Raw genomic sequence first — 22,058 nt, 5'->3', positions numbered from 1 at the left:
AATCACGACGCGGTGCTTGTGCGCCTGAAATGGCGCACGGCATTGTGAGAGGAGCATGGAATAATGGGTAAGGTTACTGGTTTTCTTGAGATCGACCGGCAGGTAGCAAAGTATCAGCCTGCGTCGGATCGTATTCGTCACTTCCGTGAATTCACGCTGCCGATGACGGATGGTGAGGTGCAAAAGCAGGCGGCACGCTGCATGGATTGCGGCATTCCATTCTGCCATGGTGACACGGGTTGTCCTGTTCACAACCAGATCCCGGACTGGAACGATCTCGTCTATAACAACAACTGGGATCAGGCGATCCGCAACCTGCATCTGACCAACAACTTCCCGGAATTCACAGGTCGCGTTTGTCCGGCACCTTGCGAGGAAGCCTGCACATTAAACCTTGAAGACGCGCCTGTTGCGATCAAGACGGTTGAACAGGCACTGGGCGACAAGGCCTATGAGCTTGGCTATATCGTGCCGCAGCCAGCAGCGCAGAAGACCGGCAAGTCGGTGGCGATTATCGGTTCTGGCCCGGCAGGCCTTGCGGCTGCACAGCAGCTTGCACGCGCAGGTCACATGGTCGATGTCTATGAACGCGAAAGCCGTCCGGGTGGTTTGCTGCGCTATGGCATTCCCGACTTCAAGATGGAAAAGCACCTGATCGACCGTCGCGTTGCGCAGATGGAAGGCGAAGGCGTCCGCTTTCTTTGCGGCGTGAATATTGGTGTCGACAAGCCGCTGCGCGGTCTGCTCGATACCTATGACGCCGTGCTTTATTCGGGCGGTTCGGAAAAGCCGCGTCCAGCTGGTATTCCGGGTGCAGACCTTGAAGGCGTGCATGATGCCATGCCTTATCTCGTGCAGCAGAACCGTCGCGTTGGCCGCGAAAATATTGAATCGGTCGCCTGGCACGAAGCGCCGATCCTAGCCGGAGGCAAGCATATCGTCGTCGTCGGCGGTGGTGATACGGCGTCCGACTGCGTTGGTACGGCTTTCCGTCAGGGCGCGGTCAATGTCACGCAGCTTGATATTCGTCCGCAGCCGCCTGAACGAGAAGACAAGCTCAGCGTCTGGCCTTATTGGGCAACCAAGATGCGCACATCTTCCAGTCAGGCTGAAGGTGCTAATCGCGAGTTTCAGGTGGCAACGCTCGAATTTATCGGCGAAGATGGCAAGCTCACTCATGTGAAGTGCTGTCAGGTTGATGAAAAGCGCAAGCCGATTGAGGGCTCCGAGTTCTTCATCAAGGCTGATCTTGCTTTCATCGCCATTGGCTTCTTTGGTCCGGCTGAAAACAGTGTGCTCAAGGAACTTGGAGACAAGCTCGAAATCGCAACGGATCGTCGCGGCGGAACCTCTGTGAAAGCTAACACGCGCGATTATCGCACCAATGTCGATAAGTTCTATGCAGCAGGCGATGTGCGCCGCGGCCAGTCGCTGGTTGTCTGGGCCATACGTGAAGGCCGTCAGGCCGCTCATGCAATCGATGCGGATTTGATGGGGTCGTCAGTTTTACCGCGTTAATTCGAACCGCATTCCAATGAAAAGCCCGGCTTGAAGCCGGGCTTTTTTATCTTTGTGTTAGCTCTTCTGGCGGTTTTTGCGAATTACCAGATAGATTATGCCCAAGAGCACAAACCAAACAGGTGTTATTTTCAGAGCAACCGCCGTATCCGGTTCCTGTGCCAGCGCCCAGAGAATGAAGGCAAAGAAGGCAAAGACCATGGCAACGGCAGCGCGGCCGCCCGGCATTTTGAATGTTGACTTTTCATGCAGATCAGGACGCTTGCGGCGATACTGAAGATAAGAAGCCAGAATAATTGACCAGATGAAGATGAAGAGAAGCGCTGAAATCGTCGTGACGATGGTAAAGGCTTCGATGATGCTCTGGCCTGCATAAAGTAGCACAACGCCTGCAAGAAGGAAGATGCAGGAGAAGAATAGCGCATTCACGGGCACTTTACGGCTGTTCAGCTTGCCGAGCGTCTGCGGGGCGAGACGCGATGTTGCAAGACCATAGATCATACGCGATGTCGAATAGATGCCGGAATTGGCGCTCGATGTTGCAGATGTCAGCACCACGAAGTTCACAACATGGGCGGCAATGCCAAGGCCGGCCAGCGAGAACATAGCCACAAACGGGCTTGAGCCTGGATCAACCTGATCCCATGGAATAACTGTGATAATCACGAACAGCGCACCGACGTAGAAAAGCACAACACGGATCGGAATCGAGTTGATGGCCTTTGGCAGGTTGCGCATTGGGTTCTCGGTTTCAGCGGCAGCTGTACCAACAAGCTCGATACCCACGAAAGCGAAAACCGCAATCTGGAAGCCTGCCACAAAGCCAAAGAAACCTTTTGGGAAGAAGCCGCCATTGGCCCAGAGATGCGTGACCGAAGCCTGCGTGCCGTTCGGCAGCGTGAAATTCGTGATCAGCATATAGGCGCCTGCCAAAATAAGGGCGACGATTGCCACGATCTTGATCAGCGCAAACCAGAACTCGATTTCACCGAAGTTGCGCACATTTGGCAGGTTCAGCAGCAGCAAGACACCAATTAGGCCAAGTGCGGGAATCCACAGAGCCAGATCGGGATACCAGAACGAGACATAGCCCGAGACGGCCACAACATCTGCAATGCCGGTTACAATCCAGCAGAGCCAGTAGGTCCAGCCGGTGAAGAACTGTGCCCATGGGCCGAGATAATCGCCTGCGAAATCAGCGAATGAACGATATTCGAGATTGGACAGAAGGATTTCACCCAGTGCACGCATCACGAAAAACAGCATGAAGCCGATGATTGCATAAACCAGCAGAATAGATGGTCCGGCGAGCGAGATCGTCTTCCCTGACCCCATGAAAAGGCCCGTGCCGATCGCACCGCCAATGGCGATCAGCTGGAGATGTCGGTTGGACAGGTTGCGTGCAAGATGGGGTTCCTCCTCCCGGTTGTTCTCAACGGGAGGCTTCGATGCAATATTCATTCAGATGCCTCTTATGCAATATAGACGCATGCGCCCAACGTTTTGTCAGGCCGCGTGCATTTGTGATAAACGAGGCCGTCTCAAAAGTGAACTCTGTGAAATTCAACATTTAGGCTTAGAAGTACCGTATATTTCACGGCTTTTCAGCAATATTCCTTTTTGATAGGCATTAAATAAGTTGCGTAATCAGGGATTTACGCTAGTGCGCGGCCACGAAAAATCATCGGCTCTTCCCGGCATGGATTTTTGTTCTTTTGCCGACTTTTCTTTATTCGTCTTGTGAGGGGTCAGCGTTCCTCCCAGCAAGATACCGCTTTTGTCATGGTCGATATCGCGCAGACTCACCGGCGCGATGCGATCGACCGGCTTGGAAGGGTCTTGTTTTTCCGCAGTTGGCAGCAATTGCTGATTGTCGCGATTGTCACCGAACAGCGCTTTGAGAGGTTTCTCTGCATAGAAAGCGAGCTTGCGCTTGCCTGCCGTGGTGGTGTTGATACCATCATTGCTGCGCAAACGCGCCGTTTGGCCATTAATGTCGAAGCCGGTCTGGCTAAAATTGCCATCCTCATCCACGAAGCCATCCCATACGTCGATAAATTTTCCGCCAGCCCTTTCGGAGGTGGTGCGATAGATCTCATTGAGGGCAAGCATATCCTGCGACATGCCACGGGGGCGAAACGGCGGTTGTCCGACCCAGATCAGCGGATAGTTCTTTTCTGTGATCTGCTTTGTGAAACTGGAAAGGCGGCTTTGATATTCCGCTGTCCACTCGGGTGAGCGCGGGGCAAGATTCTGGCCTTTCGTTGTGATTGCCTGTCGGTCGTTTGAGCCGATCATGGCGACCACCGCATCGGGCTTTTCTTCTTCGAGAATGGTGCCGATATTGGCGGGCCAGTCGAAATGGTCGTCGCGCACAAAGCCGGAGGAGCCATTGATACGCGTTACAATCCGTATGTCTGGATCGTCTGCAAAGGCCACATCAAGCCCTTCTGCAAGACCATTAGCGATAAAGTCACCAACCACGAGGACTCTTTTAGCATCGGGCTTTTTTTCGACGAAATTCACTTCAGGCTGAGGTGCAGGCGCTGGGGCAGGGCGGGTTGCGGAACTTGAAGGCTTCGGCGCTCGCTTCGGTTTTACCGGACGCGTGCGCTTGGGTTTGGGCTGTTCAATTTGTTGCTGGGGCTGTGCCTTTTTTGATCCAAACAGCAGGTCGAAAATCGTGCGTGGGCGTTCCTGTGCCGATGCATGAGAAAGGGCTGTCAGCACCATCGAAAAGGCAATGAACAGCGTCGCCACGATGTTGCCAATCGAATATTTGAACCGTTGTGGCTGCATGGGCCTTACCTTCCTGCTTGCGGAATAGTAGCGTCCTTTGCCAGAAAGAAAAAGGAGCGTACACCAATGTACGCTCCCTTGCTTTAACGCGGCTTTTAGCGGCGGCGGAGAACCGAAAGCACTTCAGCGCTTGGATGTCCGTCTGGCTGTAGGCCATTGCGCTGCTGGAAAGCTTCAATCGCTTTGCGCGATGTTGAGCCGATTTTACCGTCAATCTTGCCATCGTAATAGCCGAGCGCCTTGAGATGCGTCTGCAATTCTTCACGCTCGTTCATGGTGATTGGCGTGAAAGGACGGTTCCAGTCCTGGCGAAGGCCTTGATAACCGCCGATACGATCCGCGAGCAGGCCAACGGCCAGCGCATATTTATCAGCATTGTTATAGCGCTTGATGACGAAGAAGTTCTTGCCCATCAGGAAGGCTGGACCCTGACGGCCATCGGGGACCTTCAACGTGACTTTTTCATTGGCATCGGGGAAGGGGCGGCCATTGGCGCGAACGACGCCAAGCCTCTGCCATTCAGCGGCGCTGAGAGAGCCGGATGGGAATTTGCGCCCTGCCGGAAGCACGACTTCATAGCCCCAGGTACGCCCCGGCTGCCAGCCATTGCGATGTAAAAGATTGGCAGCGGTGCCAAGCGCATCGGGAACTGAATTCCAAATGTCACGCTTGCCATTGCCATCAATATCAACTGCATAGGCCTGATAGCTGGTCGGAATGAACTGCGTGTGACCCATTGCACCAGCCCATGAGCCGGTCAGGTGGCCGCGATCAATATCGCCTGTCTGGAGAATTTTCATCGCGGCGATCAGCTGCGTGCGGGCAAATTTGGCTCGACGCTGATCGGCATAGGCAAGCGTTGCCAGTGAGCGGATCGTATCCATCATCACATCGTCGCGCTTGAGAATTTCACCGTAATTGCTTTCCATTGACCAGATAGCAAGCAGGATGTTGCGATCAACCGAGAAACGCTGTTCGATGCGCTGAAGCCACGGACCCCATTTTTTCGCCATGCTCTGGCCCACAGCCACGGAATGCTCATTCACGCGGTTGTCGATATAGCTCCAGACAGGTTCGTTGAATTCGGGCTGAAAGCGGGCGTTGCGCAGCACTTCGGGATCAGGTGAATCGACGCCTCTGAACGCGCGGTCGAAGATCGACGGCGATACGCCGCTCTGAACCGCGGTGGTGCGGAAACCAGAAACCCATTTTCTGAAATTGGCATCGGCGAAAGCGCTGCCTGTTGTCAGCGCAGACGCAAGCATTGCAACCGCAACGGTTGCCGTAATCCTGGCGCGCATTCCTCGTCCCAGAGTGAATGGAAATCGCAGCATTCTGTGTTTCCCTTCTGCAATCATATTGCTGCCGTGTTGAACGGCGAGTTGCCTTTCCTGCCGAGCCTGTGTCATTCAGATTGCATTAAGTTGATAATACTATCCAGTGTTGAATTTGGGGCCGACTCTCGTAACGCTAAAATTAAAGCCTTCGGGTTAGCATTTGGTTTACCATCGAGCTTACACCAAAGAAATTGTCGGAAATTTTGTAAAATATTTGAATCAAGTAACATTAAGGCCGGGTTATTGAATGTGATAAGGAAAAAGGCGGAATTTCGTCCTTTCTTAATGAAAGCGCCCTAATTGAAATGCAGTGGTTTCAATGCTTTGATAGCGCCCTGTTGTTTTTAACAAATCGAGGAGACGAATGAGTTCGATCCGCAAAATCCGTAAGGCAGTTTTTCCAGTCGCCGGTCTCGGCACCCGCTTTCTTCCAGCGACCAAGTCCATCCCCAAGGAAATGCTCACCGTCGTCGACAAGCCCGTGATCCAGTATGTGGTGGATGAGGCTCGCGAAGCCGGTATCGAACATCTGATTTTTGTCACCGGACGCAACAAGGCTGTCATCGAAGATTATTTCGACGCGCAGGTTGAGCTTTATTCCACGCTTGCCGAGCGCGGCAAGAAAGCGGAGCTTGAGCATCTGCAGGAATTGCAGCCGCAGCCAGGCACCACCAGCTTTACCCGCCAGCAGGTTCCACTTGGCCTTGGACATGCGGTCTGGTGTGCGCGCGAACTGGTTGGCGACGAGCCTTTTGCATTGTTACTGCCAGATATGGTCATGCAGTCGAAGAAAGGCTGCCTCAAGGAAATGGTCGAGCTTTATGAGCAGACCGGTGGCAATGTGATTGCCGTGCAGGAATGTGATCCTGACGAAGCGCACAAATACGGCATCGTCGGCAAGGGCAATGCCATCGGCAGTGGCTTTGAAATCAACCAGATGGTTGAAAAGCCAGCCAAGGGAACGGCACCTTCCAATCTTTATATCAATGGCCGCTATATTCTTCAGCCAGAAATCTTTGAGCTGCTGAGCAAGCAGGAAAAAGGTGCCGGCAATGAAATCCAGCTGACCGATGCCATGCTCAAGCTTGCCGATGCGCAGAAATTCTATGGCTTTGATTATCACGGCAGGACGTTTGACTGTGGTTCCAAGTCAGGCTTTATCGAAGCAAATGTGGCTTTTGCACTTTGGCGCAAGGATATCCGCCCAACGGTCGAAGTTTCGATTGCCGATCTGCTCAAGACCATTCAGCCGGAATAGGCTGAGCCGTCGGCAGAATCAATCAACCCCGCTTTCAGCAATGAAGGCGGGGTTTTTTATGCTGCTATAAATTCATGCGAGGGCCTCGCAGCGGAGGGCTTTACATGCGCTTTATCGCTGCACTTTCATGCCGACATAAACACTGTTGGCGTGATATTCGCGATAGGAAACCTGACTGGTTTGAAACTCATGTCGCAGACGTGCATCAATGCCGACAAAGCGGTTAATCCAATAGGTCGCACCAATCTGTGCGCCGATTGTGTAATCTGTTCCTGTGCCATCCTTGTTGTCGCGGACATTCAGATCGAGCTTGCCGTTGAAGCTCAGGTTTGAGCGCACGTGCCGCGTCACCTCGAGGCTTGCAAGATGCAGAAGCGCACCGGAAACGCCGGGCGTCGTGGAGGTGTCGACCAAGGTTTGTGCAAAAAGCTGCACATCGGTGCCGCGCAGTGGCGACCATTGGATGCTCGCTGCAAGCGATGGGCCGCTGATGCTGCCAAGACGGGAATCATCGCTGTTGGCGTGCATATAGCCTGCCGAAATTTCGCCATTGAACTTTTCGCCGCGATCAAACATCAGGCCGCCGCGCAAGGCATATTGTGATCCGCTGCGCTCATAGCCGTTGCTGTCTATACGCTCATCAAAAATACGCTTGCCCAGCTCAATCTCAGCAAAGGGCTTAAGTGCGGGCGAAATGGCAAAACCACCGCGCAATGTTACGCTGGAATAGGTGTTGTCGCGATCATTTTGGCTGACGGTGCCGCCGGAAGAAAGTTCTGCATCGCCATAAGTTTCATGCTCGACGCGGCCTGTTGCACGACCAAAAATCAGTCCGGTGTCGCGCTCAATGCCCAGACTGCCGTTAATCGTGTGTACCAGCGGACGCTTCAAAGCATCTGTGACGCCGTTGGGGCTGGATGCGCTTTCACGGCGCAATTTATAACCTGCGCCCGCATTCACAGTTGTTTCATTGCTTAGATCGAAACGCAGATTGCCCCGAACATCGACGCGCGGCTCTGAAACATCCTGCCCGGAAATGGATTTGCTCATGGTGCCCGAGGCATCAAGCGTTGCCTGATGACGGGACCAGTCTGATTCAGCCTTCAGACGGAGCGTTGTTTCGGACAGAACAGCACTTGAACCGGTTGAGCTATTGTCTCCATTGGAGGTGGCGCGAATCCCTTGTTCAAGCGAAGGGCGCAGTATGAAATTGCCTGTGCGGATGCCCACGGGCGCAAACGGATCGGCCTCGTGCGGCAAACGCCGGCCCTGTTCAGGCATAGCGGGCAAGTTCTCACGGCGGACGCGTCCGGTGCTGTCCTGCTCTTCAATTGTAACCGCACCCACGGGCATATTGTCGGTGGCAAGAAAGCGCTGCGGCTCTTCCTCAGCCACGGGCGTCCCCAGTTTAGGTTTGGGCGCCTGTGGCTCGGCGGGTGGTGTATAAGATTCGTTTGCAATGTCATCCGAAGCGGACGCATTCGGATCAAACGCATCACCATCGCGGAGGGTTGCCTGATCGGGTGATACGACAGACAGATTGTCGTCATCAAGAATGCCACGGAGTTGGGTATCCTGCGAAAACGCCACCGAATTGCTGATTGCCAAAACACAGCCTGCCAGCAACAGGCGTGTTAACCTGCTGGCAAAAGGCGATAAGCCGCCCTGTGTGGATTTGGCAAAAAGCATAATGTCTTCAACTCGTTGCAACGTGGTAAGCGAACGGTAAACGTTCATGGTTAATTCTTTATTGAGATTTGCTTTCTGCGTGGCTCTATTGTGCGGCAACAAATGCTTGGACAAGCAGCTTTGAAGGCGCTAACCGTTGGCGTCATGACAAAGCTTGATACGACACAAAATACCGCGCCTGCGGAGGATTTGATCGCCTCCGCTTTGCGCACGATCAGAACCGAAAACGCGGGTCTCGTGGCGCTGGAAAAAGCGCTCGACAATGGCCTTTCTGCACCGTTTGCAGAAGCCGTGCGAACGATTGTCGGTTCTAAAGGCCGTCTTGTTGTAACCGGTGTGGGCAAGAGCGGGCACATTGGCTCCAAACTTGCGGCGACTTTCGCATCAACCGGCACCTCTGCATTCTTCGTGCATTCGGCGGAAGCCAATCACGGCGACCTTGGCATGATTGGTACGGATGATGTTATCCTTGCGATTTCATGGTCGGGCGAAACGGCCGAACTTAAGGGCATTGTCAATTATTCACAGCGCTTTCGTATCCCGCTGATTGCAATTACGGCAGGCGAGGAGTCGGCGCTTGGACGCGCGGCCAATGTTGTTCTGCTTTTGCCAAAGGCACAGGAAGCTTGTCCGCACGGCCTTGCACCGACGACATCAACCATGATGCAGCTTGCCATTGGTGACGCATTGGCGATTGCTCTTCTCGAGGCCCGTGGTTTCACGCCGACAGACTTCAAAACCTTCCATCCGGGCGGTTCGCTCGGTGCGAGTCTCGTCCATGTTCGGGAAATCATGCATAAGGGTGACCGTCTGCCGCTGGTCACAGTGGGCACATTGATGCCGGATGCCATGAAGGTTCAGGCCCATAAGAGCTTTGGTTGTGTGATCGTTGTTGAGCACGATGGACAACTTGCGGGTATTATCACTGACGGCGATATTTCACGCAATCTGAGCCGCAATCTTTCAGAGCTGACCGTTGATGACATCATGACACGCACGCCCAAAACCGTTGACCAGAATATGCTGGCAAGCGCTGCGCTCAGCCTCATCAATGAGAAACATATCGGCGCGTTAATTGTTGTCGAAGACAGTCGGCCAATCGGCCTTGTGCACTTCCACGATCTGCTTCGTATTGGTGTTGCGTAAAGAAGAGAAGTGGCCGCTATGCAGCCACTTCCATTTCAAGTGTGACCGGATCAAATGAGACGATGTGCACCTCGGTTCCAGCCGGTAAATCGGGGCCTTTGATACGCCATGTCGTGTCATTGATGCGCATACGACCGCGGCCGTTGACAATTGGCTCTGTCAGGGTCGCACGTTGGCCGACGAGCTGATCGCCGCGGCGATTGAGCAATGGCTCATCCTGACGACCGCTGAAACCGAAAACGCGACGCCCAACGAGCACGAAAACCACCGCCAGAACCAGAAACAGCACGGTTTGCAATTGCCAGCCAAAGCCCACGAGTGAGCCGAGCAGAAAAGCAAAGATGCCGGTCACAAGCGCGGCAAGACCAAACCAGATAAAGAAAATACCGGGCGCCATAATTTCCAGAATGAGCAGGACGAGTCCGGCGACGAACCAGCCCCACAGCCCCAGTTGCGACAGGAAATGGATGATCATGACGCCCTGCCTGACTAACTGCGCGTGGTGGGAACGCTGCGCGAGCGCGGCGAAGGTGCGGTGGGAACCGGATCAACCGGCCTGCTGCCATCGCCAAACACTTCCTTGGCAATCGCACCGATGCCAGCCAGCGAGCCGATCACCGAGCTTGCTTCAAGCGGCATGAGAACCACTTTCTGGTTCTTGGCGCTTGCGATATTGCCGAGTGCCTCGGTGTATTTCTGTGCGACGAAGTAGTTGAGCGCTTGAACATTGCCGCTCGAAACAGCATCGGAAACAAGCGTGGTCGCCCGTGCCTCCGCTTCCGCCAGACGCTCACGCGCCTCAGCTTCGCGCTTTGCAGCCTCAAGCTTGCCTTCGGCTTCCAGAATCTGCGACTGTTTTTGACCTTCAGCGCGCAAAATCTGCGCATTGCGGTCGCCTTCGGCTTCCAGCACCTGTGCACGCTTGTCGCGTTCGGCTTTCATCTGGCGTGCCATCGAGGTCACAATGTCTTGCGGCGGATTGATGTCCTTGATTTCCACGCGGGTCATTTTCAGACCCCAAGGATGTGCAGCTTCATCAACGATGCGCAACAGGCGATCATTGATCGCATCACGGTTGGAAAGCAACTCGTCAAGATCCATCGACCCCATGACAGAGCGGATATTGGTCATGGTCAGGTTAAGGATCGCATATTGCAGATTTGAAACCTGATAGGCGGCCTGTGCGGCGTTGAGCACCTGATAGAAGGCCACGCCATCGACACCGACAATGGCATTGTCGCGGGTGATGACCTCCTGGGTAGGAACGTCAAGCACCTGTTCCATCATGTTGAGACGCGCGCCAATACGATCGAAAAAGGGTACAATGAGATTGAGGCCCGGCATCAATGTGCGTGTGTAGCGGCCAAAGCGCTCGACTGTGTAATTGTAGCCCTGCGGTACAGTCTTGATGCCGGCGAACAGTGTTGCAAGAACAAGGGCCGCCAAAATCAGCAGCGTGATGTCAAAACCAGTCATATGTAATCCCCTAAATTAAACCCAGCCCTGCAACTCGCGCCGCACGAGTGTCTCGATAACGTTCATACCTTCTTCGGTATCGTTAAGGCACGGTATGTGGCTGAAATTTTCTCCGCCGGCCTCATGGAAAGCTTCGGCCGCTTCATGGCCGATCTCATCCACGGTTTCCAGACAGTCTACCACAAAGCCGGGATTGAGCACGGCTACTGATTTTACGCCCTGCTTTGCCAGTTCTTCAACGGTTTCGTCAGTGTATGGCTGTAGCCACTCTTCGGGACCAAAGCGTGACTGGAACGTGGAGCGGAACTGTTTGTCGTCCATGCCGAGGCGTGCGCGCAAAAGCCTTGAGGTTTCAAGGCATTGCGAGCGGTAAGGGTCGCCCTTGTCGGAATAGCTTTTTGGAATGCCATGATAGGAGGCAAGGATGACTTCCGGCTTGAAATCAAGCGTTGCCAGATGCTTTTCAATCGACTGCGCAAGCGCCTCAATATAGACCGGCTCCACTTCATAGGAAGGGATTGTGCGCACTGCTGGCATAAAGCGCTTTTTCATCAGCACTTCGAAGAATTTATCATTCACCGTGGCAGTGGTGGTTGCTGAATATTGCGGATAGAGCGGAAACATAACGATGCGTTCGCAGCCCTGCTTGAGCAGGCGATCCGTCACTTCCTCAATTGAAGGCTGGCCATAGCGCATAGCCCAGTCGACAATCACATTTGGATGATCTTTGAGGGCAATGGCGAGTTTTTCGCCCTGGGCACGCGTGAATGTGCGCAGCGGCGACTCGTTTTTTTCATAATTCCAGATGCGTTCATAAAGTTTGCCTGAACGCTTCGGGCGCACACTGAGCACAATCCCGTAAAGGATAGGATACCAAAAAATGCGAGGCCACTCGATAACACGGCGGTCCGAAAGGAACTCGGCCAGATAACGGCGCATCGGCGCATAACTTGTACCGTCCGGCGTGCCGAGATTAACCAGTAAAACACCAACTTTGGGTTGTTTTACAGAATGGCTGGCTGGGGTGGTGGTCACTTTATCCATCTCATTCATCTTCCTGTTCCTATGCTGACGGAAAACTAGAGAAAAAAAGACAAATTACAATCCTAACAACGCTGGGTATGGTTGAATTATAAGGCGTTAAGCTGGAACCCCATAAAATAAAAACGGCAAACGCCGAAAAGCGTGTGCCGTTTGATTGCATTCAGACGATTTTTAGCTGCGGCGGGTCAGCGAGAAACGCGATCCTGCAGACGATGTGCAGTTGAGCTGGTTCTGTGAAACGAGCGCGCAATTGACGCGGGATGAGGTGCCGCGCACGATGGAACGCATATCGATTTCAACGAGCTGCGGCGACTGGTAACGATAGTTGCCTTCGGCCAGCTTTTCGTTGGTGTCGGTCGCGCGGGTCTCGAAAATACCGCCGTTGAAAGATGAGACGATGCCATTCGGATCAACCCATGAACCATCAATACCGGATGGCGCACGATTAACGACAGGGACATTGCCGCCACCGACTGGGCCAGTCGCAACACAACCTGCAAGCGCGAGTGATACGATTGCCGTAGAGCCAATGATGCGGAAGGATTTCATGTCCATCTTCTCCGTAAGAGTGTTTATCGTGTGATGTATGGAAATTCACACGATTACAAGCCCCTTTTATCAGGATTGCAAGACTGTTGCGCAACTGTCGCATTCGGCAACCCGGCCGAAGCCGGGCATTCGAACGGCTCAGCGAACAAGAATATTGCGGAACTGCCAAGGGTCTTTGGTGTCGATATCCTCTTCGAACAAAACGCCACGACCCTCCAGCGGGTTCCAGTCAGTATAATAGCCTTTGACGGGTCCCAAATAGGGCAGCTGTACTTCAAGGCAGCGACGGTAATCCATTTCGTCGGTTTCGACGATCCCGCTTAGTGGGTTTTCAAGTGCCCAGACCATACCGGCCAAAACGGCAGATGAAACCTGCAGCCCGGTTGCGTTCTGGTAAGGCGCAAGCTTGCGAGCCTCTTCGACGCTCAGCTGTGAGCCATACCAATAGGCGTTTTTGTCGTGGCCATAGAGCAGCACGCCCAGCTCGTCCGAGCCGTCGAGTATTTCGTCTTCTTCAAGCACATGCTGAACCGCCTGCGCACGTCCGCCGCTGCCAAACATTTCATCCAGTGAAAGAATGGCGACATTGCTTGGATGATAGGCGTAATTACAGGTCGGGCGGTATTCCAGTTTGCCCTTCTTGTTGTGCACGGTGAAAAAGTCGGCAATCGAGATTGCTTCATTGTGGGTGACAAGCAGACCGTATTGCGCGCCATGGGTTGGACACCATGTGCGGATGCGGGTATTGCCGCCGGGCTGTTCAAGGAAGATTGCAGCCTTGTTGCCCTTCTTCTGCTTGCGGGCGTTTTTCGGCTTCCAATTTTCATGGGTGCCCCAGCCAAGCTCGGCAGGCTGCAAACCTTCAGCAATAAAACCTTCCACCGACCAAGTGTTCCAGAATGTGTCGAACGGCTTCGGCTCCTTGGCGCGCTGAGTGTCGCGTTCAGCAATGTGAACACCCTTAACCCCTGCCTTTTTCATGAGCTTGGCCCAACCCTTACGGTCATCGGCTGATGGCTCTTCAAACTCAAGCTTGAGCTCAGTGGCAAGATCGATAAGCGCTTTTTTGACGAACCATGAAACCATCCCGGGATTGGCGCCGCAGCAGGAAACAGCAGTCGGACCGCCCGGGTTCTTGCGCTTTTCAGTACGAACTGTTTCACGCAATGCGTAATTGGTGCGCGCAGCATTATCGGCTTCCGCATCGAAATAGAAACCGAGCCATGGCTCGACAACCGTGTCGATATAGAGCGCACCCTGTTCGCGGCTGTAGCGCATCAGATCGAGCGATCCGGTATCGACCGACAGATTGACGATGAACGGCTGGCCTTCGCCTTCCTTGATCAGAGGGCCAAGGATCTTTTTGTAATTATCTTTGGTGATCGCTTCCTTGACGAAGCGGATATCCTGATCATCCAGAATTTTGCGGTTCTTTTCGCTTGGATCGATGACGACCAGTCGGGATTTGTCGAATTTGAAGTGGCGTGCGATCAGTGGCAGGGTACCGCGCCCGATCGAGCCAAAGCCGATCATGATAAGAGGGCCGGTAATTTCGCCATAGACTGGCCATTTCGCTTTCGCCATTTTTTCTCTCTCCTGCTGCAAGGCTGCAACGCTTGGCATTTCCGATATGCGGAACTGCTCACTTTGCTACGATAGCACAGGTTCATAGAAAGAAAGAAACGTCACAAGCCTATGACAGCAAACGTGTTTAACGAATTTATATGGATAGAAGTTGAGCGCGGATCATGCCACGCAATGAATTGCCGACAAGAATGTTGCGCGCACGGCTAAGATCATCAAGTGTGACTACGCCTTCCTGAACCACGCTGTTGTTTAAAAGTTCACGCCGCAGAACGCCGTCGAGCAGGCCGCAGGAAAGGGGAGGGGTAATGCAGGTGGTGCCGCCAATATCAAGAAAAATTGATGTGATGGTGCCTTCGCACACTTCGTCACGCTCATTGAGCAGAATGACTTCGTCCACTTCCGCCGGTGAATATTCGTCGCGAGCCGAAATATAGGCCTGACGTTTTGTTGTCTTATAACGCAACAACGGATCATCGTGCTTCAGGCGTGTTTTTGCGACCGCGATGCGCCAGACAGTTTGCGCTGGCAGCGGTTCGTAAGGAAAAGCGGTAATCTCCACATGGCCATCCGGTGCCAGTGTCAGCCGCAGTTTGAGCGGATTTTCTCCGCCGCTGATCTCGGCGATTTTCTGGTGCACCGCTTCCATGTTGTAGTGAAAACCGAGCTCGCGGGCTGAGTTTTCAAGCCGCGCCATATGGAGATCAAACCGCAGAATGCCAGAGAGAGGCTCCCAGCGCATGGTCTCGATCAGTTGATAGTCTGGTTCCGCATGGCTGGTCGCTGTCCCGTCGCGAACCGTGCTTTCAGAAGACATTCCTCATACTCCGCTTGCGCTGTGGAATCGAAGACCACACCGCCCCCGACATTGAAGATTGCACGATTTTGCTCAAGAAGCGAGATCGTGCGGATGGCAACATTGAACCGCATACGTCCGCCCGGTTCGATCCAACCGAGCGAGCCGCAATAAATATCACGTGGCCCACTTTCCAGCCTGCGCAGGATTTCCATCGCGCTTATTTTCGGCGCACCGGTGATGGAGCCACAGGGGAAAAGGGCTGCAAAAATCTTGCGCAGCGGCAGATCGCTTTTAAGCTTTGCGCGCACGCGGCTGATCATCTGATGAACGGTCGGGTAAGTTTCGACCCGGAAAAGTTCAGGCACATCCAGCGATCCCACTTCGCTGATCAATGAAATGTCGTTGCGCAGCAGATCAACAATCATGCGGTTTTCCGCCTGATTTTTAGGATCATTCATCAGGAACTGGCGGTTGGCCTCATCTTCAAAAGGGGTGGCACCGCGCGGCATGGTGCCCTTCATCGGATGTGTTTCGATATAGCCTTCGCCATCCACTTCAAAGAAGAGTTCCGGTGAACGCGACAGGATGATCGGCCCACCCAGATCGCAATAGCTCGCATAGCGAACCGGCTGACGCTTTGCGAGCGTGTTAAACAGCACAAGCGGATCGCCGTCCCATTGCGCATGAACCGGAAATGTCAGATTGCCCTGATAACAATCGCCTTCGCGCAAATGCTGGTGAAGGCGGTTAAATTTAGGCTTGTAGTCTTCGAGCGACCATTGCGCGACGGGTTCGCGCAGATAGGTGATGTTGTCGGCGCTGCGCGTATGCAAGACATCGTCCGATGGACCATCGAAGACGCCAAAGCACAGGAGAGGGGCTTTGCGGCCTTCCGGCAGAAGCGCTTTCAGCTTGGGTTCAAGCAGATAGCCTGCCTCATAGGAGAGATAGCCTGCAAGCCATTTGCCCACTTCATGGGCGCGTTGCATCGCCTCCCATGCTGCTTCGAATGTGTCTGGTGTATCGGCGCGGATCATCGAAGACGGAGCCGCGAATAAAACATCGCGGCCCGCCTTGTCATCCCGAAAAAGGATGTGCGGCCTATTCAAACCCTTGTGGGTCACGAATCTGCTCAGTCTTCCATGGCTTCGAGTTCGTCGATGATGCCTTCCACCACTGAAAGGCCCTTGCTCCAGAAATTTGGATCGGTTGCATCAAGGCCAAATGGCGCCAGCAGTTCCTTGTGGTGCTTGGTGCCACCCGCCTTCAGCATATCGAAATATTTCTGCTGGAAGCCCTTTTCCGAGTTCTGGTAGACGGCATAAAGCGAGTTTACCAGACAATCGCCGAAAGCATAGGCATAGACGTAAAAAGGCGAGTGGATGAAATGCGGAATATAGGTCCAGAAGGTTTCATAACCCGGATTGAGATTGACCGCATCGCCAAGGCTTTCGCGCTGCACATCCATCCAGATTTCACCGATACGCTCTGAGGTCAGTTCGCCTTCGCGGCGCTCGGTGTGAACACGACGCTCAAACTGATAGAAAGCGATTTGGCGCACGACCGTATTGATCATGTCCTCGGCCTTCTGAGCCAGCATGGCCTTGCGCTCGCGCTTGTTGGTGGTGCGTTCCAGCAGCGAGCGGAACGTGAGCATTTCACCAAAGACGGAAGCCGTCTCAGCCAGTGTCAGCGGCGTTGACGCCATCAGCGCACCCTGTTCGCCGGCCAGCACCTGATGCACGCCATGGCCGAGTTCGTGCGCAAGCGTCATCACATCGCGCGGCTTGCCCATATAGTTGAGCAGCACATAAGGATGGGCGGAAGGCACGGTTGGATGCGCAAAAGCCCCCGGCGCCTTGCCCGGGCGCACCGGCGCGTCGATCCAGTTTTTGTCAAAGAATTTTTTCGCGATTTCGGCCATTTCAGGGGCAAAGTTGCCATAGGCGGAAAGCACGGTTTCGCGCGCTTCACCCCATGAGATCAGCGCCTGCGGGGTTTCCGGCAGCGGTGCATTGCGATCCCAGTTCTCCAGCTTTTCAAGACCGAGCCATTTGGCTTTCAGTGCATAATAGCGATGCGAAATGCGCGGATAGGCTTCTTCGACGGCACTCGCCAGCGCATCAACCACTTCGCGCTCGACGCGATTTGCAAGGTGACGGCTGTCGGCAATATCCTCAAAACCGCGCCAGCGGTCGGAGATTTCCTTGTCCTTGGCCAGCGTGTTGGTGATCAGCGTGAAAGTGCGCAGATTTGCACCAAAAGTTTTGGCAAGCGCTTCCGATGCCTTTTTGCGCACAGCACCATCAGCATCCTGCAACATGTTAAGCGTCTGCTCGATGGCCAGTTCTTCGCCATCAATTTCAAAACGCAGGCTCGACATGGTTTCATCGAACAGGCGGTTCCATGCACTGTAGCCGGTGATCGATTTTTCGTGGAAAAGCTGTTCCAGCTTGTCGTCAAGCTCATAGGGTTTGTCGAGGCGCAGATCTTCCAGCCATGGACGGTAGTGGCCGATCACTGGATTGGAGGCCATCGCCTTTTCAAGCACGTCATCATCGATGCGGTTGATTTCGAGGCTGAAGAAAATGAGCGGCGTGTTGGCATCTGTCAGCTTCTGCTGCACATCGCCGAACAGCTTCATGCGCTTGGGGTCGGTGGTATCGCCATAATAATAAAGGCCTGCGAAAGAGGCAATCCGGCCCATGAGTTCGCTTAAGCCTTCATATTCCTTAATCGCATCGGCGAAATTTCCGCCATTGGCCTTGGCTGCTTCTTCACCGAGTTTGCCCTTCCAGCGGTTTTCAAAATCGGCTGCATCCTTTGCCGCTTTTTCGAGGTCGGCCTTCAATTCAGCGCTCTCGGCAGATGGATATAGATCGGCCAGATTCCACTCCGGCAGCTTTCCAAGATCGGCTTTTGCAGCAGTTCCGGTATCACCGGCGGGCATATGGGAAACAGTGTCGAGCGCGACAGACTTTGAAAATCGATAAATGGCAACGATCATAACATTCTCCTGTGGGCCTCTTTTCGCATGTCTTCTTCAAGTCGCCAAGGGGGGCGCGGGTTTGTTCAGAAAAGCGCCACTATTCTGAGGATGATATACGAATGTGCGCGCATAGGGCTTGCATTGATGAGAAATGCTGTTTCAAAAAAAGTGCCTGAAATATGATCAATACAATATATTGGGATATTCTGACATATACGCCACTGGTAGTAGAGCATTTATGAGTACGCGTATCCTTATAGCGGATGATGATCCGATACAACGCCGCCACCTTGAGGCGGCGGTTTTGCGCATGGGTTATCGCACTATTCTGGCAGATGGCGGGACCAGTGCGCTCGGATTCATCTGTAGCCGTAAGGATATAGCCCTCATCCTCCTTGATCTGGCGATGCCGGATATGGATGGTATTTCGGTTCTCTCAAGAATGCGCGAAGCTGGTATCCAAACCCCTGTTATTGTCCTTGTGCAAAATGACACAATGGACAAGGCTATGCAGGCGATCAGGTTTGGCGCGGTGGATTTCATGACGAAGCCTGTGGCGTTTGAACGTGTTCAGGTTTCGCTTGCCAATGCTTTCAAACTTGATTCTCTGATACAGGAACTCAAGCGCACCCGTTCTTACGAAAAATCCCATATTTTGCTTTCAGAGATGGTTGCCAAAAGCTCTGAAATGGAAAAGGTGGTGGCGCTGGCGCGCCGTGTGACGCAGCTTGATACGCCGTTGCTCATCGAAGGCGAGGCTGGCACTGGCAAAGAAACGCTGGCACGCGCAATCAGCAGCAGTGGTCAACGCTGGCAGGGACCATTTATCTCCATTGATTGCCGCTCATTGGCAAAGCAGAATCCCGATGAAGTGCTTTTCGGGCAGTCAGACGCACCCACAGCCCTTCAAGTCGGCAATGCGCCCATCCAGATTGCTGGAAAGTTTGCCGAGGCCCAGGGCGGCACCTTGTTTTTGGATGAGATAAGCGCCTTGTCTCATCGAACGCAGCTTCGCGTGTTCGAGATCATGCAGGCAGATCATCTTTCCGATACACGTATTATTGCATCCAACAGCCATTCGCTGGTTGAACGTGTGCATATGGGGCGGTTTCACCCCGGCCTCTATCATCTTGTTTCATCGTTTCTGATTGCCATGCCGCCGCTCAGAGATCGCATCGAGGATATTCCTCTTCTTGCGCATCAGTTCCTGATGCATTTTGCCGGCGAAGAACGGTTGGGCCATATCACGGGTATCACGCCTTACGTTCTGGAAAGTCTCAAGTCCTATCATTGGCCCGGTAATGTTCGCGAACTCAAAAATGCCATTTACCATGCCGTGCTCCTATGTGAAGAACATGCACTGACGATACGCGACTTTCGTCATCTTGGATTCGAGGGTGGGGCAATCCGCGTCAATGACAATGAATTTGTAAATCAGGCGTCCATTAACAGGTTTGGTTCACGCTCGATCCGTGGAATCACATCCGAAGGCGAGGTTCGCACTCTTGCTGCCACTGAAGAGGATATGATCCGCTTCGCAATAGCACATTATGAGGGGCATATTAGCGAAGTTGCCCGGCGTTTGGGCATCGGGCGGACGACTCTTTATCGAAAATTGAAAGAATATGGCATCGATGTGGCGTCCGTAGCGGGCAAGGGCCAATACGGTGCAGAAAGCGATATTGACGCCGATCACCCCCGCATTGTTAACGAGTAAAGCGCCTTAACTTATTGAAATTCAGTAACTTATAAAGCACTGCTGTCACTGTTGCCAGAATGTTAGCATCAAGGAAGATTGTTAATAATTTTTTTACCATGATGAAAATAGATGCACCTGTGTGGCTTTTTTGCCATGGTGTTTCCTCATTTGTTGTTCACTAAGCGTCTATTAACCATTAAATCCGACAATCAGGGTTCTCGAATATTCACTTGTGCGATCTCTGATACGGCCCTTAGGGCAGACAACACGGTAAGGCGATACGATTCAATGAGCAGTATATCGACCATTAAAGCGCGCTTTGCGAAAGCCTGGTTCAGGTTGTCGATGTCCTTATTCTGGATCGCGGCAGCTGTGCTCATGGCGCTGGCCCCGTCGCAGGCTTCGGCTGAAACCCGCACGTTGAAGCTCTATTATGTGCATACCGGCGAAAAAGCAGAGATTACGTTCAAGAAGAATGGTCGTTTTCTGCCTGATGGTCTGAAAAAACTGAATGTATTTTTGCGCGACTGGCGCCGCAACGAACCGACCAAAATGGACCCGCGCCTGTTCGATCTGGTCTGGCAGGTCTATCGTTCCACTGGCTCCAGCCAGTATATTACTGTGGTTTCCGCCTATCGTTCACCCGCAACCAACAACATGTTGCGTTCCACCACCAAAGGTGTTGCGAAGAAGAGCCAGCATACGCTTGGCCGCGCGATGGATTTTTTCATTCCCGGTGTTCCACTTGCCAAGCTGCGCGGCATCGGTATGCGCTACCAGATCGGTGGCGTTGGCTATTATCCGCGTTCTGGCTCGCCCTTTGTGCATATGGACGTGGGGAATGTTCGCTCCTGGCCACGGATGAGCCGCCGCGAGTTGCTGGCGCTGTTCCCGGATGGCAAAACGGCTCACTTGCCTGCCGATGGCAAGCCATTGCCGGGCTACGAGCAGGCGCTGGCAATGATTGAGCAGCGAAAAGCGAGCGGTGGCACTGTCATGATGGCAAGCAACTCCGCCCCTCGTAAGAGCAAGACACTCTTTGGTGCGCTCTTTGGCGGTGGTGCTGATGAGGAAGAAGATAACGGCGATGTCGCGCCTGCTGCCGCCCGTCCAGCCCGTGCCGTGCCTGCGCGTCAGGCGCCAACCCCTGCGGCTCCTGTGCAGACTCCACAGGCTGAAACGATGATTGCTGCCTTGCCTGCACGCGATGCGCCAGTGCCATTACAGGCTCCGCGCCCAGAGACAGTTGTTGCGGCTGCAGCGGTTGAGGAAGCACCTGTCGTCGCATTGAATGTTCCAATTCCAAGCCGCAAGCCGGCCAATGCAGCTCAGGAAGCGATTGCACTTGCTGCTGTACAACCCGCTGAGGTTCCATCTGATGAAGGTTCTAATCCGCTTGTAACGGGTTTTGTTCCAATTCCATCCACGCGCCCACAGCAGGAAGCTGCGACTGAGCTTGCAGCCGCCGTGGTTCCAAGTGCCCGGCCGGAGCGTGATCAGCACAATCCGCAGGATGCGATTGCGCAGCTCGTAAACAACAATCCGGTTGCTTCAACGGTTGTTGCAGATGCTGGCAATGCAGCAGCTGCGCAGCAAGCCCCTGCCGCTTATCCGGTGCCGAAAGAAGCGCCGCGCGCCAATACGCAATTGGCCATGCTCTCAAAGCGGGATGAAATCGGAGAGCTGATTGCGCCGCCGCAAGATGATTTTGATACAAAACCAGCCGCGGAAGTCAAAGCCGAGCCTGTAAAAATTACACCGGTGAAGACTGCATCGATTGCCAAGCCTGCACCTGCGCGTCAGCACGTTGCCGCTGTCGGTCAAGGTGCTAAGAGCAGTGCGCGCTCAACAGGTAAGGGCGATCGTCGTGTGGCAAGGGTTTCTTCGCACCCAAAACCGGTTGTCCAGCCTGCCGCGATGCCGGCTTCTGCGATAGCGCTTTCATCGCATTCGGTCTCTCAAACTGCACCCGCGACCAGTCCGGTGTTGCGCAATGATGCCATGCGTTCTGCGCCCGCGATGGTCTATACCGCTGGCTTCCAGCGCGGTGACCTGCCGAGCGAACGCGCCAATCAGTTCAGCGGCAATGCTGTTACATTCCTGACGGTTGCAAAGTTTACCGAGACCAACTGATCAGAAAGCAGATCAAGAAAAGGGGCCTTCGAGGCCCC

Annotated in this window: 17 protein-coding genes; 5 read left to right on the top strand and 12 right to left on the bottom strand. The window is 53.7% G+C overall.

The features are described from left to right. Positions 1-63: 63 nt before the first annotated feature. On the top strand, positions 64-1,518 hold the full coding sequence (locus ABE527_RS16330) for a glutamate synthase subunit beta (protein WP_499697574.1): 1,455 nt from the start codon (positions 64-66) through the stop codon (positions 1,516-1,518). Positions 1,519-1,575: 57 nt separating this feature from the next. Here the strand turns inward: ABE527_RS16330 and ABE527_RS16325 are convergent, their stop codons facing one another. From ABE527_RS16325 to ABE527_RS16315, 3 genes are all read right to left on the bottom strand, one after another. After that, positions 1,576-2,979, bottom strand: a complete 1,404-nt coding sequence (locus ABE527_RS16325; RefSeq protein WP_265986780.1) for an amino acid permease — start codon at positions 2,977-2,979, stop codon at positions 1,576-1,578. A gap of 186 nt (positions 2,980-3,165) precedes the next feature. After that, positions 3,166-4,317 (bottom strand): SGNH/GDSL hydrolase family protein, encoded by a 1,152-nt coding sequence (locus tag ABE527_RS16320; RefSeq protein WP_499697573.1) that lies wholly within the window; start codon positions 4,315-4,317, stop codon positions 3,166-3,168. Positions 4,318-4,412: 95 nt separating this feature from the next. Continuing rightward, the gene (locus ABE527_RS16315; RefSeq protein WP_499697571.1) at positions 4,413-5,651 is read right to left on the bottom strand and encodes a lytic murein transglycosylase; all 1,239 of its coding nucleotides are present in this window, start codon (positions 5,649-5,651) and stop codon (positions 4,413-4,415) included. 367 nt (positions 5,652-6,018) lie between these two features. On the opposite strand from ABE527_RS16315, the gene galU reads away from it, so the two are divergent. Then, entirely contained in the window at positions 6,019-6,912 is an 894-nt protein-coding gene (gene galU, locus ABE527_RS16310; protein WP_499697570.1) for a UTP--glucose-1-phosphate uridylyltransferase GalU, read from the top strand. Positions 6,913-7,023: 111 nt separating this feature from the next. Here galU and ABE527_RS16305 read toward each other — a convergent pair whose 3' ends face one another. After that, on the bottom strand, positions 7,024-8,601 hold the full coding sequence (locus tag ABE527_RS16305) for an outer membrane beta-barrel protein (RefSeq protein ID WP_499697586.1): 1,578 nt from the start codon (positions 8,599-8,601) through the stop codon (positions 7,024-7,026). 144 nt (positions 8,602-8,745) lie between these two features. Here ABE527_RS16305 and ABE527_RS16300 point away from each other — a divergent pair, with 144 nt between their 5' ends. Further along, a complete protein-coding gene (locus ABE527_RS16300) occupies positions 8,746-9,747 on the top strand; it encodes a KpsF/GutQ family sugar-phosphate isomerase (RefSeq protein ID WP_499697585.1) in 1,002 nt (333 codons plus the stop codon). A gap of 16 nt (positions 9,748-9,763) precedes the next feature. Here ABE527_RS16300 and ABE527_RS16295 read toward each other — a convergent pair whose 3' ends face one another. The 8 genes from ABE527_RS16295 to ABE527_RS16260 form a co-directional block, all read right to left on the bottom strand. Further along, the gene (locus ABE527_RS16295; RefSeq protein ID WP_396997340.1) at positions 9,764-10,222 is read right to left on the bottom strand and encodes an NfeD family protein; all 459 of its coding nucleotides are present in this window, start codon (positions 10,220-10,222) and stop codon (positions 9,764-9,766) included. 14 nt (positions 10,223-10,236) lie between these two features. Continuing rightward, positions 10,237-11,223, bottom strand: a complete 987-nt coding sequence (locus tag ABE527_RS16290; RefSeq protein ID WP_499697568.1) for an SPFH domain-containing protein — start codon at positions 11,221-11,223, stop codon at positions 10,237-10,239. 15 nt (positions 11,224-11,238) lie between these two features. Beyond that, positions 11,239-12,276: a ferrochelatase gene (hemH, locus tag ABE527_RS16285; protein ID WP_265986789.1), complete on the bottom strand. Its 1,038-nt coding sequence runs from the start codon at positions 12,274-12,276 to the stop codon at positions 11,239-11,241. 162 nt (positions 12,277-12,438) lie between these two features. Beyond that, complete coding sequence (gene omp10, locus ABE527_RS16280) at positions 12,439-12,816, bottom strand: outer membrane lipoprotein Omp10 (RefSeq protein WP_265986831.1); 378 nt, start codon at positions 12,814-12,816, stop codon at positions 12,439-12,441. Between the two features lie 138 nt (positions 12,817-12,954). After that, on the bottom strand, positions 12,955-14,400 hold the full coding sequence (locus tag ABE527_RS16275; RefSeq protein ID WP_499697567.1) for a homospermidine synthase: 1,446 nt from the start codon (positions 14,398-14,400) through the stop codon (positions 12,955-12,957). Positions 14,401-14,536: 136 nt separating this feature from the next. Further along, positions 14,537-15,217, bottom strand: coding sequence for an aminotransferase class IV family protein (locus tag ABE527_RS16270; RefSeq protein WP_499697566.1), 681 nt, complete (start codon positions 15,215-15,217; stop codon positions 14,537-14,539). Next, positions 15,151-16,323, bottom strand: a complete 1,173-nt coding sequence (locus ABE527_RS16265; RefSeq protein ID WP_499697565.1) for an aminodeoxychorismate synthase component I — start codon at positions 16,321-16,323, stop codon at positions 15,151-15,153. The genes ABE527_RS16270 and ABE527_RS16265 overlap by 67 nt, the downstream gene beginning before the upstream one ends. An 8-nt stretch (positions 16,324-16,331) precedes the next feature. Continuing rightward, positions 16,332-18,206: a M3 family oligoendopeptidase gene (locus ABE527_RS16260; protein WP_499697564.1), complete on the bottom strand. Its 1,875-nt coding sequence runs from the start codon at positions 18,204-18,206 to the stop codon at positions 16,332-16,334. 220 nt (positions 18,207-18,426) lie between these two features. On the opposite strand from ABE527_RS16260, the gene ABE527_RS16255 reads away from it, so the two are divergent. Together ABE527_RS16255 and ABE527_RS16250 are read left to right on the top strand one after the other, a co-directional pair. Then, positions 18,427-19,905: a sigma-54-dependent transcriptional regulator gene (locus ABE527_RS16255; RefSeq protein WP_499697562.1), complete on the top strand. Its 1,479-nt coding sequence runs from the start codon at positions 18,427-18,429 to the stop codon at positions 19,903-19,905. Between the two features lie 270 nt (positions 19,906-20,175). After that, positions 20,176-22,020: a peptidoglycan L,D-endopeptidase MepK gene (locus tag ABE527_RS16250; protein WP_499697561.1), complete on the top strand. Its 1,845-nt coding sequence runs from the start codon at positions 20,176-20,178 to the stop codon at positions 22,018-22,020. The last annotated feature ends 38 nt before the right edge of the window (positions 22,021-22,058 follow it).

This window comes from Brucella sp. TWI432 (genome assembly GCF_039674445.1).
GTDB classification, from domain to species: Bacteria; Pseudomonadota; Alphaproteobacteria; order Rhizobiales; family Rhizobiaceae; genus Brucella; species Brucella chromiisoli.
The sequence above is the reverse complement of the archived record's forward strand: the minus strand, read 5'-3'. Positions and strand labels throughout refer to the sequence as shown.

What these genes read in the sequence shown, in the direction of transcription:
- ABE527_RS16330 (WP_499697574.1), top strand. Translation starts at nt 64, where the DNA reads ATGGGTAAGGTTACTGGTTTTCTTGAGATCGACCGGCAGGTAGCAAAG.
- ABE527_RS16325 (WP_265986780.1), bottom strand. Translation starts at nt 2,979, where the DNA reads ATGAATATTGCATCGAAGCCTCCCGTTGAGAACAACCGGGAGGAGGAA.
- ABE527_RS16320 (WP_499697573.1), bottom strand. Translation starts at nt 4,317, where the DNA reads ATGCAGCCACAACGGTTCAAATATTCGATTGGCAACATCGTGGCGACG.
- ABE527_RS16315 (WP_499697571.1), bottom strand. Translation starts at nt 5,651, where the DNA reads ATGCTGCGATTTCCATTCACTCTGGGACGAGGAATGCGCGCCAGGATT.
- galU (WP_499697570.1), top strand. Translation starts at nt 6,019, where the DNA reads ATGAGTTCGATCCGCAAAATCCGTAAGGCAGTTTTTCCAGTCGCCGGT.
- ABE527_RS16305 (WP_499697586.1), bottom strand. Translation starts at nt 8,601, where the DNA reads ATGCTTTTTGCCAAATCCACACAGGGCGGCTTATCGCCTTTTGCCAGC.
- ABE527_RS16300 (WP_499697585.1), top strand. Translation starts at nt 8,746, where the DNA reads ATGACAAAGCTTGATACGACACAAAATACCGCGCCTGCGGAGGATTTG.
- ABE527_RS16295 (WP_396997340.1), bottom strand. Translation starts at nt 10,222, where the DNA reads ATGATCATCCATTTCCTGTCGCAACTGGGGCTGTGGGGCTGGTTCGTC.
- ABE527_RS16290 (WP_499697568.1), bottom strand. Translation starts at nt 11,223, where the DNA reads ATGACTGGTTTTGACATCACGCTGCTGATTTTGGCGGCCCTTGTTCTT.
- hemH (WP_265986789.1), bottom strand. Translation starts at nt 12,276, where the DNA reads ATGAATGAGATGGATAAAGTGACCACCACCCCAGCCAGCCATTCTGTA.
- omp10 (WP_265986831.1), bottom strand. Translation starts at nt 12,816, where the DNA reads ATGAAATCCTTCCGCATCATTGGCTCTACGGCAATCGTATCACTCGCG.
- ABE527_RS16275 (WP_499697567.1), bottom strand. Translation starts at nt 14,400, where the DNA reads ATGGCGAAAGCGAAATGGCCAGTCTATGGCGAAATTACCGGCCCTCTT.
- ABE527_RS16270 (WP_499697566.1), bottom strand. Translation starts at nt 15,217, where the DNA reads ATGTCTTCTGAAAGCACGGTTCGCGACGGGACAGCGACCAGCCATGCG.
- ABE527_RS16260 (WP_499697564.1), bottom strand. Translation starts at nt 18,206, where the DNA reads ATGATCGTTGCCATTTATCGATTTTCAAAGTCTGTCGCGCTCGACACT.
- ABE527_RS16255 (WP_499697562.1), top strand. Translation starts at nt 18,427, where the DNA reads ATGAGTACGCGTATCCTTATAGCGGATGATGATCCGATACAACGCCGC.
- ABE527_RS16250 (WP_499697561.1), top strand. Translation starts at nt 20,176, where the DNA reads ATGAGCAGTATATCGACCATTAAAGCGCGCTTTGCGAAAGCCTGGTTC.